Genomic DNA, 15578 nt, shown 5'->3' with positions numbered 1-15578 from the left:
GAAATGCTCGTTTCGCAGATTACGCACGCTCGCGGCGCGGCGCATCCCGCAAATCTCGCGTTTCAGAGCCCATCCACCTGAGTCCGAAGCGAGCCGCCCGAGAGTAAGAGGCGGGCCGGAGTTTTCGTGACGGGTTGGAGGTCGAGAGAGAGTCTCCGGCCGCCCGTCGTGGAGAATCCGACATGGCAAGCGCCGTACAGAAGATCAAGCTCAGTCCCTCCCGCGATATTCCCTTCAACAAGCTGGTGCTCAGCCAGTCCAACGTCCGGCGCGTGAAGGCCGGCATCTCGGTTGACCAACTCGCCGAGAGCATCGCTCAGCGAACCTTACTGCAAAGCCTAAATGTTCGGGCGGTCGTCGACGCTGACGGCGTGGAGACCGGGATGTTCGAAGTGCCCGCCGGCGGGCGACGCTACCGCGCGCTCGAACTGCTGGTAAAGCAGAAGCGAATGGCGAAAACGCAGCCTGTCCCTTGTGTGGTGCGGGATGGCGGCATCGCGGAAGATGATTCACTTGCTGAGAATGACGAGCGGGTCGGCCTGCATCCGCTCGATCAGTTCCGAACGTTCAAGCTCCTGCGCGACGGCGGCATGAGCGAAGAGGACATCGCTGCGCGGCACTTCGTGACGCCTGCGATCGTGAAGCAGCGGCTTCGTCTCGCCTCCGTGTCACCTAAACTGCATGACGTCTACGCCGCCGACGACATGACGCTCGAACAACTCATGGCCTTCTCCGTCGTCGCCGACCATGCGCGCCAGGAGCAGGTCTGGGACAGTGTGAGCAGTTCCCAGCTCGATGAGCCCTACCAGATCCGCCGGATGCTCACGGAGAATACCGTGCGGGCATCCGATCGGCGTGCCCAATTCATTGGGCTCGCTGCCTACGAGCAGGCCGGCGGCGCCGTGATGCGCGATCTCTTCGAGCATGACGATGGCGGCTGGCTTCAGGACGTGCCGCTGCTCGACCGCCTGGTCACCGAGAAACTCAAGGCCGAAGCCGAGACCATCGCTGCCGAGGGTTGGAAGTGGATCGCGGTGGCCGTCGACTTCCCTTATGGCCACACCGACGGCCTGCGTGAGCTTGACGGCGAACCAGTCGACCTGACGACCGACGAACAGGCGACGCTCGAGGCGCTCAATGCCGAGTACGCCAAGATCGAGCAGGACTACCAGGATGCCGACGAACTGCCCGATGAGATCGATCAGCGTCTCGGCGAAATCGAAGCAGCACGTTCCGCTTTCGATGCCCGATCGCTCCGCTACGATCCGGCCAACGTCGCCCGCGCCGGCGTGTTCGTCAGCATCGACGCCGAGGGCGTTCTGTCGATCGACCGCGGTTACGTCCGGCCGGAGGATGAAGCGTCAGTGGTCGGCGATCCGGATTCCGAGGCTGACGCTGCAGCCGAAGGACAGACGGGCAACGGACAAACCGTCGCTGGCTCGGTCCAGCGTGCGGTCATCACCGTTGGCGGCGCGCCGATCGAACCCGTCGAGGAAGACGATGACGACACCGTCAAGCCGCTGCCGGATCGGCTAATCACGGAGTTGACCGCTCATCGGACGCTCGCGCTGCGTGACGCGCTGGCGAACGAACCGGCGATCGCCTTCCAGGCCGTGCTGCACAATTTCGTGCTGGCGACGTTCTACCGCTTTGCGTCGTCGAGCGGCTGTCTGGAGATTGCGATTCGGACGCCGACATTCCCCGCTCAGGCTCCCGGCCTGAAGGAGAGCACGTCGGCGCGGACCATCGATGCGCGTCATGATGGATGGAAGGCTCGTTTGCCCAAGGATGAGAGTGACTTGTGGGACGCTCTCACTGCACTCGACGGGAGCGCGCAGGCATCGCTGTTCGCATACTGCGCATCATCCGCCGTCAACGCGCTCTACGAGCCGGCCAACCGCTACAATGAAGGCCGTGTCTCCGCCCACGGCGTGCGTCGTCGGCTCGACCAAGCCGACGTCCTGGCGCGTGCGGTCGGGCTCGACATGGTGGCGGTTGGGTGGAAGCCGACGGTTGACAACTATCTTGGCCGCATCACCAAGCCCCGCATCCTCGAAGCGGTGCGCGAAGCGAAAGGTGAGCCGTCCGCGCAACTCATCGACCACCTGAAGAAGGCCGACATGGCGCGGGAGGCCGAGCGCCTGCTCGGGGACACCGGCTGGCTGCCCGAGCCGCTCCGTCTTGCCGAGACCGATGCGGCCCAACAGGCCGAAGGCGAGCCACTGCCCGCGTTCCTCGGCGAAGACGACGATGAAGTGTTGGGTGACGGCGACGAAGATCAGCCGCACGTCATCGCGGCGGAATAAGGCTGAGCGGTGCGGAGCGGCTTTGGTCGCTCCGCACCCTTTATCTCTTCCCGATTCACTCCCGCCCGGCCTTGTGCCGGGCTTTTTCGTTTTGGAGGCAGACCATGAGCATCCCTGATCACGCCCGCGACAACTTCAACACGCTGCTCCGCGCGGCATCCGACGGCAATCTCGCGCTGATGGAATGCACCGACGCCGTGACAGGTGAAACGCGATACGTCATCTGCGCCGTCGGGCGTGACGGAACCGACTACGTCTTCACGCCCTTCGGCCACCTCGCCGATGGCAATCCATATGACGCCTATCGGCCGCCGGTGAGTTCGTCCAGCGAACCAGTGTCTGCGCTGCCATGAAAGGGAGAGTCGGGCCGGGAGGGGTTTGAGCCGGCGTGGTCGAGAGAGCGTCCGACGGTTCATCCCGATTCCGCTCTCCGAGGTTCTCCCATGACACCGACATTCGTATCCGTGGCCGCTCTCGCGGCCACATCCCATTCCACTGCGCCCGGTTCTGTAACGAAGGTCGACGCCATCGCCAGGGTCGCGCAGTGTTTGCTTCCTCACCTCGAGCGCGGTCAGCGCATCGATGCGCCGATGCTGCGCACGGCCATGGAAAACGCCTTCAGCGCATCCGACGCCGATGGCGCTTGGGATTGGAAGGCGGCTTACGACGCTTGTGAGGCTGCGACCGTCCTGTTCATCCGCAGATTCGGTCCCGCCATGCGCGCGCGTGCCGCGTCGCCCGCCGCCATGCTGCCGATGCTGGCCAAGATCACGAGCCTACTTCCCACCCACACGCGCCGCTCCGAAGAGAGCGAGGCGCTTCAGCAGTTCTCGACGCCGATCGCATTGGGGTTCGCCGCGAGCGTCGCCGCCGCGATCTCACCCGCCGATCGCGTGCTGGAGCCTTCGGCCGGCACCGGCTTGCTTGCTGTTCTCGCTGAGTTGTCGAGCGCGTCGCTTGTTCTCAATGAGTTCGCCGATACCCGCGCATATCTTCTCTCGCATCTCTTCCCCGGTACCGCCGTCACTCGCTACGACGCCGCCCACATCGACGATCATCTCGACGCCGGCATCATACCGAGCGTCGTGCTGATGAATCCGCCATTCTCCGCGGTCGCGCATGTCGATCGCCGCATGACAGACGCGGCCCTGCGGCACATCTCGTCCGCTTTGGCACGCCTTCCTGAGGGCGGACGCCTGGTCGCGATCACGGGGGCAAGCTTCTCGCCCGAGAACCCAGCTTGGCGGGAGGCGTTCGTTGACCTGCAGGTCCAAGCACGCATTGTCTTCTCCGCTGCCATCGATGGAGCGGTTTACGCCAAGCATGGCACGACCGTCGACACGCGCCTGACCGTGATCGACAAGGCGCCGGCCCAAGATGCGGCGACGTTCCCAGCATCACCAGGGGTCGCATCGGACGCGGCCGCGCTGCTTGGCTGGGTGATGCAGCACGTGCCACCGCGCCTACCGGTCGCGAGCGCCGTGTCTCTGCCGATCTCGCGTCCGGCGATGCCGCGAACGGTGCGCGCTTACGCGATGCGCCCATCCTCCGCCCCAGCTCCGGAGCCTGAAGGGATCGAGCTCGCCTTTGAGACGGTTGCATGGTTGCCCGCCGAAAGCGTCAGGCTCACGGATACGCTTTATGAAGAATACGGATTGCAATCGATCCGTATTCCCGGCTCTCAGGCGCATCCCACCAAGCTGGTGCAGTCGGCTGCGATGGCGTCGGTCGCGCCGCCGGTCCCGGCCTATCGACCGCACTTGCCGGCGAATGTCATCACGGACGGGCTGTTGTCCGACGCCCAGATCGAATCCGTCATTTATGCCGGCGAGGCCCATGCGGAATTTCTCGCCGGATTGTGGACCGTCGACGAGACCTTTGATCTCGTCACCGCCGCGCGGGACGATGCAAAGAATGCCGTGCGATTCCGGCGCGGCTGGTTTCTCGGCGACGGCACCGGCGCCGGCAAGGGCCGTCAGGTCGCCGGCATTTTGCTCGACAACTGGCTTAAGGGCCGCCGCCGCGCGGTCTGGATCAGCAAGTCCGACAAGCTGATCGAGGACGCCCAGCGCGACTGGTCGGCGCTCGGGCTTGAGCGCCTGCTGGTGACGCCGCTGTCGCGCTTCCGTCAGGGCACGTCGATCCGCCTCGGCGAAGGCATTCTGTTCACGACATACGCGACACTGCGTTCCGACGCGCGTGACGAGAAGGTGTCCCGTGTCCGGCAGATCATCGATTGGCTCGGCACTGATTTCGACGGCGTGATCGTGTTCGACGAATCGCACGCGATGCAGAACGCGGCCGGCGGCAAGGGCGAGCGCGGCGATCAGGCCGCCTCGCAGCAGGGCCGCGCCGGACTGCGCCTGCAACATGCGTTGCCGAACGCACGCATTCTCTATGTGTCGGCGACCGGCGCCACCACGGTTCACAATTTGGCCTATGCCCAGCGGCTCGGACTCTGGGGCGATGAGGACTTTCCCTTCGCCACGCGTGGCGAATTCGTGGAAGCAATCGAAGCTGGCGGCGTCGCGGCCATGGAAGTCCTGGCGCGCGACATGAAGGCGCTCGGGCTCTACGCGGCGCGTTCGCTGTCTTATGAGGGCGTCGAGTACGAACTGGTCGAACACCGACTCACCCACGAGCAGATCGGCATTTACGACGAATATGCCGGGGCGTTCTCGATCATTCACAACAACCTCGACGCCGCAATGCGGGCGGCGAATATCACCGGCTCGACCGGTACGCTGAACGCGCAGGCCAAATCGGCCGCGCGCTCCGCCTTCGAGAGCGCCAAGCAGCGCTTCTTCAATCACCTCATCACCGCGATGAAGACGCCGTCGCTGATCGCGTCCGTCGAGCGCGATCTGAAAGACGGCCACGCCGCGGTGATCCAGATCGTTTCGACCGGCGAGGCGCTGATGGAACGCCGCCTCGCTGAAATTCCGACCGAGGATTGGGCGGACGTGCAGGTCGACATCACGCCGCGCGAATATGTGCTGGACTATCTGGCACACAGCTTCCCCACCCAGCTCTTCGAGCCGTTCACCGATAGCGAGGGCAATCTGTCGTCGCGGCCGGTGTACCGCGATGGTCAACCGGTCCAGAGCCGTGAGGCTGTTGCCCGCCGCAACGGCCTCATTGAGAAGCTGGCGTCATTGCCACCGGTCCACGGCGCGCTCGACCAGATCGTCCAGCGCTTCGGTACCGACACGGTGGCGGAGGTGACTGGCCGCTCCCGCAGGATCATCCGCAAGACAGGATCGGACAAAGTCGATCGTCTGGTTGTTGAGAACCGCGCTGGCTCTGCCAATCTCGGCGAGACGCAGGCGTTCATGGATGACGTCAAGCGAATCCTGGTGTTCTCGGATGCCGGCGGCACCGGGCGTAGCTATCACGCGGAGCTATCGGCGAAGAACCGGCGGCTGCGGATACATTATCTCTTGGAGGCCGGTTGGAAGGCCGATGCCGCGATCCAAGGGCTCGGCCGCACCAATCGCACCAACCAGGCGCAACCGCCGCTGTTTCGGCCGATCGCCACGAACGTGAAGGCCGAGAAGCGGTTCCTGTCGACCATCGCGCGGCGCCTCGACACGCTCGGCGCTATCACCAAAGGGCAGCGCCAGACCGGCGGTCAGGGTCTGTTCAGACCTGAAGACAATCTGGAGAGTCACTACGCACGCGACGCCTTGCGTCAGCTCTACCTCCTGCTGGTGATGGGCAAGGTCGAGGGGTGTTCGCTCCAGACGTTCGAGGACGCGACCGGGCTCAAGCTGACGGATTCCAATGGCATCAAGGACGACCTGCCGCCGATCACTACGTTCTTCAACCGTCTGCTGGCGTTGACCATCGATCTCCAGAACATTCTGTTCACCTCTTTCGAGCAGTTATTGACTGCGCGCATCGAGGGCGCGATCGCGTCGGGCACATATGATGTCGGTCTGGAGACGCTGACAGCCGAGAGCTTCACCGTTACGGACCGGCAGACGATCTACACCCATCCCGGCACGTCGGCCGAGACGCGGTTGCTCACGATCACCCAGCGCGAGCGCAACCGGCCGGTTACGCTCGATGATGCTTTGGATCGCCTGTCGGATCCCCGCGCCGTGCTCTTGGTCAACAGCCAGTCCGGCCGCGCCGCCGTGCAGGTGCCGGCCCGCAGCGTCATGCTGGACGATGGGCAGGTCGAACGCCGTGTTCGCCTGATTCGCCCGATGGAGCATTCGGTCACGCCGCTGGCCGTGATGCCGCAGACCCATTGGCAGGAGGCCGACCGTGAGACCTTCGCGCAGACCTGGTCGGCAGAAGTCGTGGACGTGCCTGAGTTCACCGATAGCGAGATCCATATCGTTGCCGGTCTGTTGTTGCCGATCTGGAAGCGCCTGCCGAATGAATCGACGCGCGTCTATCGGCTCCAAACCGATTCCGGCGAGCGCATCATCGGCCGCAGAGTCTCGCCCGCATGGGTCGCGACTGCGATCGAGACCAGCGCCGTGACGCTCACGCCCGATGCCGCACTTGCGGCATTGCTCGACGGCAAGACCGTGCTCGGTCTTGCCGAGGACCTTCAGCTTCGCCGCGTGCGCGTGATGGGCGCGAACCGCATCGAGTTGACCGGCTTCACCGACGCTATGCGAGACCGGCTGCGTGCCTACGGCCTGTTCCATGAGATCATCTCATGGAAGCTCCGCCTGTTCGTCCCGATCGATGCGGGTGGTGTCGCCGTCCTGGCCAAGGTGCTGGAACGCTATCCCGTCACGCGCGTCGCAGAGCGGGCGGCATGACCATGGCGGGATATGCCGGTGAACTGGCGCACCGCCTCGCGCGCGAGGCCGAGGCGGTGTGCCGCTGTTATCTCTCGAACGGTCGCCGCGAAGGCCGCTATTGGCTGGTCGGCGACATCAAGAACACACCCGGCCGCTCAATGTTCGTCCGTTTGAGCGGTCCTGAATCCGGCAAAGGCGCCGCGGGCAAATGGACCGACGCGGCCACAGGCGAACATGGCGACTTGCTCGACGTCATCCGGCAGTCGCTTGGCCTTGTCGACTTCCACGACATCGTCGACGAAGCCCGACGGTTCCTCAGTCTGCCACGGCCAAAACCGGATCCCGAGCCTAAGCCTCGTCCAGCATCCGCATCGGCCGGCTCGCCGGAATCGGCACGTCGCCTGTTCGCGATGTCGCAACCGATTGCGGGCACTGTCGTAGAGACGTATCTGCGCACACGCGGCATTACGGCTTTGCACGGAACCGGAGCCTTACGTTTCCATCCGCGTTGCTACTATCGCCCGGACCGCTATGCGGCAACTGAGACCTGGCCGGCGATGATCGCAGCCGTCACCGATTGCGACGGCCGCATCACCGGAGCGCATCGCACTTATCTTGCACCGTCTTGGCTCGCCCCGACGGGCGACGGCAAGGCGCCGATCGATACGCCGCGGCGCGCGATGGGCCATCTCCTCGGCAACGCGGTCCGCTTCGGCGCTGCACACGACGTCGCAGCCGCCGGCGAAGGCATCGAGACCATGCTGTCGCTTCGTTGCGTCATGCCGTCCATGCCGATGATGGCTGCGCTGTCGGCCGCGCACCTCACCGCCATCCTGTTTCCGGTGACGCTGCGCAGGCTCTATGTCGTTCGCGATAACGATCCGGCCGGTGATGGCGCGATGGCTGGACTGTTCGACCGCGCACGCATGGCCCGGATCGACGCGGTCGCGCTATCGCCCCACGGCGACGACTTTAATGAAGACCTGCGCCGCCTCAGTGTCGATGCGCTGCGAGCAGCCTTGCGAGTGCAACTCGCACCGGAAGATGTCGCACGGTTCATGTCGCTCTGAGGCGAGGGCCGGAACGGGAAGCCAGGCGTGCGCCGCTCCGGACTTTTTCGGCGGTCTCCGTCGGGACGCCTTCCTTCGGTGTCGGAGAGGGCCGCGCTCACGGCCTTCTGAGAGGGCGATCGAGGCGGCAAACGGCCCGGCCCCTGCAATGGCGTCCGCCGACTATTTTCCGTCGCGCCCCAAGTCCACCCCATCGCGCAAAAGCGCGACGGGGCCCCGGGGTGGGCGCTTTACATCGCGAAACAAAATAGCCGGCTCCCGCCATCCTCCGCTGCGCTTCGGCCGCTGTCGCTGCGCTCGGCGGTGCAGGTCCGGTCCGCCCGCCGCTTTTCGTCGCCACGAAGGCCGCGATGAGCGCAGCCGATCCGACAAAAGGAAATTTCCCATGACGACCGATCACGACGAGACCAGCTACGAGCCGCCGCACGCGACATCCCCGACCGACCACATCCTCGCCGAACTTCAACTCCACGGCTATCGTCCCTTCCAGGACGAGCCCGATCCGCGACCGCTGCCAGAAGCCCGCACCGTCGCTGGCGCCGTCGCCGATATCTTCGACGCCTTGATCGTAACTCTGAGCGAAACCCGCCTCGAACCCGACCTCGACGACCTGCTGTGGTCGACCGTCAATCTCTTCCACCGTGCCAACGAGCGGATCGAGCGACAGCTCGATGACAACGAGCAGGCGCAACGGCGCAGCCAACGCGAACAGGATGGCTCCGAGATCCGCTCGGTCGAACTCGAACGCCTCACAGCCGAGGGCATGACGCTGATCGAGCGACGCAACACGATGGAATTCTTCCGCGATCAGGCGGCCGAGCACTTCGCGCGCCATACCGGATCGCCCTGGCATCCCCGTAACGGCTCGATGGTGAACCATCGCGCCCTGACCGCAGCGGTGATCGACAGCCGCGACTTCCTTGCAGCCAAGCGCCGGGCCGAGACCGAAGTCATGCTGCCGGCCGGACCGAAGGTCGCCTTCACCGGCGGTCTCGACTTCAACGATCACCACCTGATTTGGGACAGGCTCGATCAGGTTCGCACCAAGCACCCGGACATGGTGCTGCTGCATGGCGGGTCGCCGAAGGGCGCCGAACGCATCGCCGCCCGCTGGGCCGATCACCGCAAGGTGCCACAGATCGCCTTCCGGCCCGATTGGACGAAGCACGCCAAGGCCGCACCGTTCAAGCGAAACGACGCGATGCTCGAGACGCTGCCGATCGGCATCCTGGTTACGCCGGGCTCCGGCATCCAGGCGAACCTCGCCGACAAGGCGCGCCGGCTCGGCATCCCGGTCTGGAAGGTCGGTACCGGCGGCGCGTAAGCGCCGCCACCGGGATCAGTCGCACGGCTTCTCTTGGCGACTGATCGAGTGGCCTTGTCGGATCGGCCGCAGGACTCCGGCGACAAGCCGGTGCATATTATGCGGTGCGCTAGGGGTGGGGAGATGCACATGGGAAAAGGTCGAAAACGGTCAGTAAGACAGCACTATATTCCGCAGTGCTATCTTCGGCAGTGGGCTCAACAATACCGCAAGAGCCACCAACTCTCCGTCTTCGACCGTAAGCGGAAGAAAAGTTACAAGTCCAACGTAAAGGACGTTGCCTGTCAGAACTACTTCAATCGCATCAATGTAGACGGCATGGATCATGAGGCGCTTGAGAAAGCGCTCTCCGAATTTGAGACGAGGCTTGCCGAGGCTCTTGTCCGCATCAATGAAGCGAGAACGCTCGATAATGAAGATGATAAGGCGCATTTGCTCACGCTCATCGGTCTGACGGCCCTGCGTTCTCCTGCAATGCGAGAGATGATCCGCAAATTGCACGAAGATATCGGCAGGCTGAATATCGCTGGACGAATAGCGACAAAGGAAATCTACGAGGCAGACGTTGCCAAAGCGAAAGAACAAGGAGCGCTGCCCGAAGACTACGACGTGTCCTACGATGAGATGAAAGCAGCGTTCGAAAGCGGCAAGTACAAACTGGCGCTTGATCAGAACTACCAGATCAGCCTGGAACTCATGCTACTCGACCACATCCTTCCGCTGCTTTTCAGGCGCGGGTGGGTGTTGGTGAGAGCCCCGGAAGGCTCCGGCGGCTTCATCACAAGCGACAGTCCGTTCTATCTCACGTGGTCTGACCCGGCGAGGCGGAAAGGTGATCTCGCGCCGGGCCTCGCCATGAACGGTACTGATGTTTACCTTCCGGTCTCGCCGACGCTCGCGGTTGTGGGCGCCTTCAATCTTCGCAACGCCAATGATGATGCTGATGATGCACGCGTGGCAATGCTGAATAGCGCGATGGTCGCGAGTGCCATTCAGCAGCTCTACTCCCGTGATCACAAGTTTTCATATACGAGAGGAACTGATGATCCTGTTCGAACGGGCAATCAACTCATCTCCGACAAGCGGTTTTGTTGATGTTCGAACAGCTCCTGGGCACGCCTGCGGTAGGCTTCTGTCTCGATCTTTCACTGTCGCTGCGGGACCATTTTCGCTATTAAGATAGTTGCGCCGTGGTGGTGGTGGAAGGCGCAACCCTTGCCTCTTTTGTCATGGGAGCCATCACCATGCTTGTCATCGGCATCCTCCTCAACATTATCGGCCTCGGCTTCTTCTGCTGGGCGCTATTCACGCTCGCGATCTACGCACTGCCGTTCTTCATCGGCATGAGTGCCGGCCTCTATGCGTATCACGCTGGAATCGGGCCGCTCGGCGCGATCGGCGTTGGCGTCGTCACCGCAGTGTTCGTGCTCGTCATCGGGCAGGCCATCTTTTCGTTCGTCCGTACGCCCATTCTGCGCATCGCGGTCGCGCTAATATTCGCGATCCCGGCCGCGCTCGGCGGCTACTACGCGACCTTCGGCCTCTCCGGCCTCACCATGACGTCGGATCTCTGGCGACAGGCCTTTGCCGTCATCGGCGCGGTCTTGATCGGGGCGACGGCCTGGACGCGGCTTGCGGCAGCCCCGCCCGCTATGCCGGCTGGGACCGGACGGCCGGCACTGTCGAGGTCCCGCGCCGCGACCTGGTGAGAATTGTGCCGCGCCCCCACGTCTGCGGGTTCTGATCGGAGTAGGATCAAAGCCCAAGCTCGCAGACATGACCTGCACACGATGCGCGCGGTAAGCCGAAACGCTTTGGAACCAGTCCTCCGGCTCCGGGCGATCAAGATGCGGTGGCGCGGCGTTCGGTTCCGACTGTTTCGGGGAACGGGACGTAGCCGTGGGGGATGACAGGACGATTTGCAGGCTGCCTTATCCTGCGGTGCTGTGTCGGTGATGTTCGCTTGTTCTCCTTGGGATTCTCTGTTCCGAGAGCACGCACCATTCGGGTCTCTACGATGGCCTGACCTGGCCGAACACCGGCTGCGCCTCGATCGCCTAGCCGCAATGCCGGCGTTCAACTTTCTTCCCCTGGGCTTCGCCCATTCCTCGCGAGGCAAGAAAGTTGCCCGCCTGGCATCCTCCGCTGCGCTTCGGTCCGCAAGCGGATGCGGCGTCGATCGTCTCCGGCCTTTCGGTCGCCATCGAGACCGCGATGGTCGCGGCTCGGAAACAGAGAGCAAGGAGAACTATCATGGCGAACATCGGCACCTTCACCAAGACCGAGCAAGGCTTCGTCGGCGAAATCGTCACGCTCACCTTCCAGGCCAAGAACGTCCGCTTCGTCCCTGAAACGAACAGCAGCAACGAGAACGCCCCGAGCCACCGCGCCTTTGTCGGCCGGGCTGAGATCGGCGCCGCCTGGTCCAAGCGCTCCGGCGAAGGCCGCGACTACCTCTCGGTCAAGCTGGACGATCCGAGCTTCAACGCTCCGATCTACGCGAACCTCTTCAACGACGAGGATGGCGAGAGCTTCACGCTCATCTGGTCCCGCGGTCGCAAGGCCAACGCCGATTGAGCCGGCTTCCCAGCGCCCCGCCCAGTACATCGGGCGGGGCTGCCTCTTCGAGCCGGATCCCAAAGGCCGAGAACGCTCGGAGCCGCGCGGCGATGGCTCCGACCGCACGTTTTGGCGCTATGGCAATGACCAATCGGCGACACAAATTCTGGCCATGGTGCACCTCCTTGGACCGGCATCCCCGCTCCGCACGCCCCCAAAATGCCCTCATAGAACTGGCGTCAGTAGCGAATACCTAGTATATTAGGTGGCAGTATATTAGTGATCCGGCGACGTCTTCTGCATGAGCTTGCGGGAGACTGTTGCCACGAACTTACGCCGGTTGCGCCAGGTCAAAAACCTGTCGCAAGAGGAGCTTGCGGACCGTGCGGGCATCAATCGGAACTACGTCGGCATGCTGGAACGCGAGCAGCATGCGGCGACGATCGACATGCTGGAGAAACTCGCCGTCGTTCTTGAGGCCGATCCGGTCGAATTTTTTCGACGCGACCCTTGAATGCGTCGGCTGTTTCCCGCAATTTTGCGATAAATTCACGCGAACGTTTTCATGAACGGGGAACCATGGATGCATGGGCCTCTGCTCACCATGGCCGAAACTTGCGTGAGCGATAGCAGATCGTCGCCTACGCGATACTGTTTCGGCCATCATGACGAGATCGGAAAATTGCGAACCGCTGAGGGTCGCTGCTGTTCCCGGTCAGAGAAAACACGAGGGGCACCGTGAGCACACTCCCCTTTGAAGATCGCCCACCGCAGCTGGATCGCGTCAGCCCTTACGACGAAAGACTTTTGACAAGTTACGTCCGGCTGCTCGATGCCGAGGCCGAGGGCGCCGACTGGCGCGAAGCCGTGGCCATCATCTTTGGACTCGATCCAGAGAAGGAGCCCGAGCGTGCGAAGATCGTGCATGACAGCCATCTCGCCCGCGCACACTGGATGACCGAGAAAGGCTATCGTCACCTTCTTGAGAGACGCATGCAGTAGAATATTGCTGCGCCTCCCTCGAACCGGAGAAGGCAAGCGAGCGAAGCCAGCCACTTATCACGCTATTCCAATTTGGAGTCTAGCGAACCGAGCAATCCTCCCGATACTCAACCAAACGGATCCGACGAAGGGTCGGGCGAAGGGAGGACAATGATGCCGGCGTCCGACTGGCGGTCCGCGAGCACCGCCGACAGACTTATGCGACTGGACCGAGATCAATTTGCCGTCGAGTTTCTCCGACGCAATCCCGCCTATCGCGAGGACTACCGCAATACACAAGAAGGTATTGCGTCCGGCTCATTGTCGCGCGAGGCCGGAATGGCTCTACTCGCACACCGATGGGGGTTGAGCTTTCCCGCATGAGCCCGACGTCCCCGCGTGGGAGACTCCCGCCTTGTGGCGGCCGGAACACTCACCTGCCGTTGTCGTCGTTGCTCCGGCGCCTGACGGTTTCGCGAAAGCACATCCGATCGATCTTGACGGGCTCCTGCCAGTGGCGTGGAACGTCGTCACTGAGGACGGCCGTCGTGTCGTGATCGACGATGCAGAGGGCCGTCATCGCCTATGGTTCGTCAACGACGTTCACACCCACGGCAGCACTTTCCTGATTCCGTTCGATGATGACTTCAGCGCTCGGCTGCACAGCCTTCAGCGTCTCCATCGCCGTCTATCCGGAAAACGCGCCGGGCCGCCGTTGCGTAGCCTGCAGCTCACGTCGCTACAGCGTGCTCGCCTGATCCTCCAAGTCCGAGCGCTTGATGGCGAACTGGAAGGCGTGACCCGGCGAGAAATTGCAGCCGTCTTGCTTGACGCTGGGGCGCGCAACATCCCCGCCATCGAATGGAAGAACGCGGCCCTGCGCAAGAAGATCAACCGCGTTGTCGCCAGCGCCGTCGCGCTGATGAATGGTGGCTACCTCACCCTCCTTCGCGGCGATCCCGCACGCGCCGAACGCTTTCGGCGCCGTTGACTGTGTTGGAAGGGCACAGCCACTTCGCCTGGCTTCTCAGTCTGCCCAGAACGGTGAACGCACGCGGCTTCGCACGGCTCGGCTTCCGCCATGAGGTCGAGGGACGCCGCAGAGAGCTTCCTACGGCGGGTCTCCCCCACGACGCCGATCTTCCGTCACGCTTGCCTCCGCTCCGTTGCCTTTCCCGGCAGCGGCCCCCGAACGGCCCGGAGGCACATCTTGGACTCATCACCTTCCCGCGTTACGCCGCGTTTCGTCCGCACACACGACGCCGCTGCATTCCTCGGTCTCTCCGGCCGCACACTGGAAAAACACCGCTGCACCGGCACCGGCCCGGTGTTCCGCAAGCTCGGCGGCCGCGTCGTCTATGCGATCGACGACCTCGAAGCCTGGGCCGCCGAGCGCGCGCGCAACTCAACCTCCGATCCCGGACGCGCGACTGCGTCGAGCGGCACGGTGCCGTCGCGTTCAGCGCCGGTGCGTCCTCGTTGAGCCGGGCCGATCAGATGCGCCGCATCGCCGACGACCAGCAACTCGAAATGTTCCGGGCACGACCCGGCGACATGGCGTTGCGCGACGCGCAAGACCTGATGTCCTGGCCGTTCTTCTCCCTCGCCAAAACCCCGCGCGTTCGGCCGATCGATTTCAAGATGGGCGAGGTGACGATCCGCGTCGAGGCGACGCCGGAGCACGGCATGGCGACCATCTGGGACGCCGACGTGCTGATCTGGGCCGCCTCGCAGATCGTCGATGCGCGTGACCGGGGCCTGCGCACCTCACGCCTGATGGCGGCAACCCCTTATGAAATCCTGACCTTCATCGGCCGTGGCGATTCGGCACTGAACTACGAGCGCCTGAAGGCCGGACTGGATCGCCTGCAATCCACCACCATTGCCACGTCGATCCGTCAGCCAAGTGAGCGCCGGCGGCACCGCTTCTCCTGGATCAACGAGTGGAAGGAGCGTGCCGACGGCGCCGGCCGGCCGCAAGGCATAGAGCTGATCCTGCCGGATTGGTTCTACGCCGGCGTCATGGTGGACGCGCTCGTGCTCACCATTGACCGGACCTATTTCGACCTGACCGGTGGACTGGAACGCTGGCTCTACCGGCTGGTGCGCAAGCATGGCGGCCGCCAGCAATACGGCTGGAGCTTCGACTTCCGGCACCTTCACCTGAAGTCCGGCAGCCTCTCACCCTACAAGCGGTTCGCATTCGAGCTGCGCGACATCGTCCGGCGCCAGCCGCTCCCCGGCTACCAGCTCGGCTTTGTCTCGGGCGCTGTCGGCCAGCCGCGCCTGACGTTTCAACCTACCGCCCTGCAATCCACGTCGACACCGCGCGTCCGCGCGGCGCGGCGCCAACCGGTGCATAAGCTGTGAATCAACCCGTACTATCAGGAACCCGGACACCCGTACGATCAGGAACCGCAGGCCCGTACTATCAGGAACCGAAACCGGACCTAAGCTCCGGCGCGGCTTGCCAAAATCGCGCGCCTAACTTTGCTAACATTGAATCCTTCGGATTCTTGCTAACGCGACCGGCCGATTGCGGAGCACCGAGCAACGACCATGCGTCGGCTGTGCC

The 15578-nt window shown here is 63.6% G+C and carries 14 protein-coding genes; all 14 read left to right on the top strand.

Going from position 1 to position 15578, the window contains the following annotated elements; all coding sequences use genetic code 11:
- The first annotated feature begins 182 nt into the window (after positions 1–182).
- The 14 genes from I554_RS0101500 (at position 183) to I554_RS0101430 (ending at position 15373) form a co-directional block, all read left to right on the top strand.
- Entirely contained in the window at positions 183–2306 is a 2124-nt protein-coding gene (locus I554_RS0101500; protein ID WP_024575443.1) for a ParB/RepB/Spo0J family partition protein, read from the top strand.
- Between the two features lie 104 nt (positions 2307–2410).
- Entirely contained in the window at positions 2411–2659 is a 249-nt protein-coding gene (locus I554_RS0101495; RefSeq protein ID WP_024575442.1) for a DUF6117 family protein, read from the top strand.
- Positions 2660–2749: 90 nt separating this feature from the next.
- Positions 2750–7087 carry a strawberry notch-like NTP hydrolase domain-containing protein gene (locus tag I554_RS0101490; protein WP_024575441.1) on the top strand — a complete coding sequence of 1446 codons (4338 nt, stop codon included), beginning with the start codon at positions 2750–2752 and terminating at the stop codon, positions 7085–7087.
- A gap of 2 nt (positions 7088–7089) precedes the next feature.
- Positions 7090–8139 carry a toprim domain-containing protein gene (locus tag I554_RS0101485; protein WP_024575440.1) on the top strand — a complete coding sequence of 350 codons (1050 nt, stop codon included), beginning with the start codon at positions 7090–7092 and terminating at the stop codon, positions 8137–8139.
- 385 nt (positions 8140–8524) lie between these two features.
- On the top strand, positions 8525–9463 hold the full coding sequence (locus I554_RS0101480; RefSeq protein ID WP_024575439.1) for a DUF2493 domain-containing protein: 939 nt from the start codon (positions 8525–8527) through the stop codon (positions 9461–9463).
- Positions 9464–9592: 129 nt separating this feature from the next.
- A complete protein-coding gene (locus I554_RS0101470; protein WP_192817716.1) occupies positions 9593–10558 on the top strand; it encodes a DUF4238 domain-containing protein in 966 nt (321 codons plus the stop codon).
- Positions 10559–10707: 149 nt separating this feature from the next.
- Positions 10708–11172 (top strand): hypothetical protein, encoded by a 465-nt coding sequence (locus I554_RS0101460; protein WP_024575437.1) that lies wholly within the window; start codon positions 10708–10710, stop codon positions 11170–11172.
- 544 nt (positions 11173–11716) lie between these two features.
- The gene (locus I554_RS0101455; protein WP_024575436.1) at positions 11717–12040 is read left to right on the top strand and encodes a DUF736 domain-containing protein; all 324 of its coding nucleotides are present in this window, start codon (positions 11717–11719) and stop codon (positions 12038–12040) included.
- 283 nt (positions 12041–12323) lie between these two features.
- On the top strand, positions 12324–12536 hold the full coding sequence (locus I554_RS0101450; protein WP_024575435.1) for a helix-turn-helix transcriptional regulator: 213 nt from the start codon (positions 12324–12326) through the stop codon (positions 12534–12536).
- 224 nt (positions 12537–12760) lie between these two features.
- A complete protein-coding gene (locus I554_RS0101445) occupies positions 12761–13024 on the top strand; it encodes a DUF2285 domain-containing protein (protein WP_024575434.1) in 264 nt (87 codons plus the stop codon).
- Between the two features lie 150 nt (positions 13025–13174).
- Complete coding sequence (locus I554_RS27535) at positions 13175–13387, top strand: DUF6499 domain-containing protein (RefSeq protein WP_081710727.1); 213 nt, start codon at positions 13175–13177, stop codon at positions 13385–13387.
- A gap of 130 nt (positions 13388–13517) precedes the next feature.
- On the top strand, positions 13518–13994 hold the full coding sequence (locus tag I554_RS25375; protein ID WP_192818021.1) for a DUF2285 domain-containing protein: 477 nt from the start codon (positions 13518–13520) through the stop codon (positions 13992–13994).
- A gap of 219 nt (positions 13995–14213) precedes the next feature.
- Positions 14214–14486 carry a helix-turn-helix domain-containing protein gene (locus tag I554_RS0101435; protein ID WP_024575432.1) on the top strand — a complete coding sequence of 91 codons (273 nt, stop codon included), beginning with the start codon at positions 14214–14216 and terminating at the stop codon, positions 14484–14486.
- Between the two features lie 14 nt (positions 14487–14500).
- Complete coding sequence (locus tag I554_RS0101430; RefSeq protein ID WP_029659877.1) at positions 14501–15373, top strand: replication initiator protein A; 873 nt, start codon at positions 14501–14503, stop codon at positions 15371–15373.
- The last annotated feature ends 205 nt before the right edge of the window (positions 15374–15578 follow it).

It is taken from the genome of Afipia sp. OHSU_II-C1, from assembly GCF_000497575.1.
Lineage (GTDB): Bacteria > Pseudomonadota > Alphaproteobacteria > Rhizobiales > Xanthobacteraceae > Afipia.
Note: the sequence above shows the minus strand (reverse complement) of the source record. Positions and strands in the feature narration are given on the sequence as shown.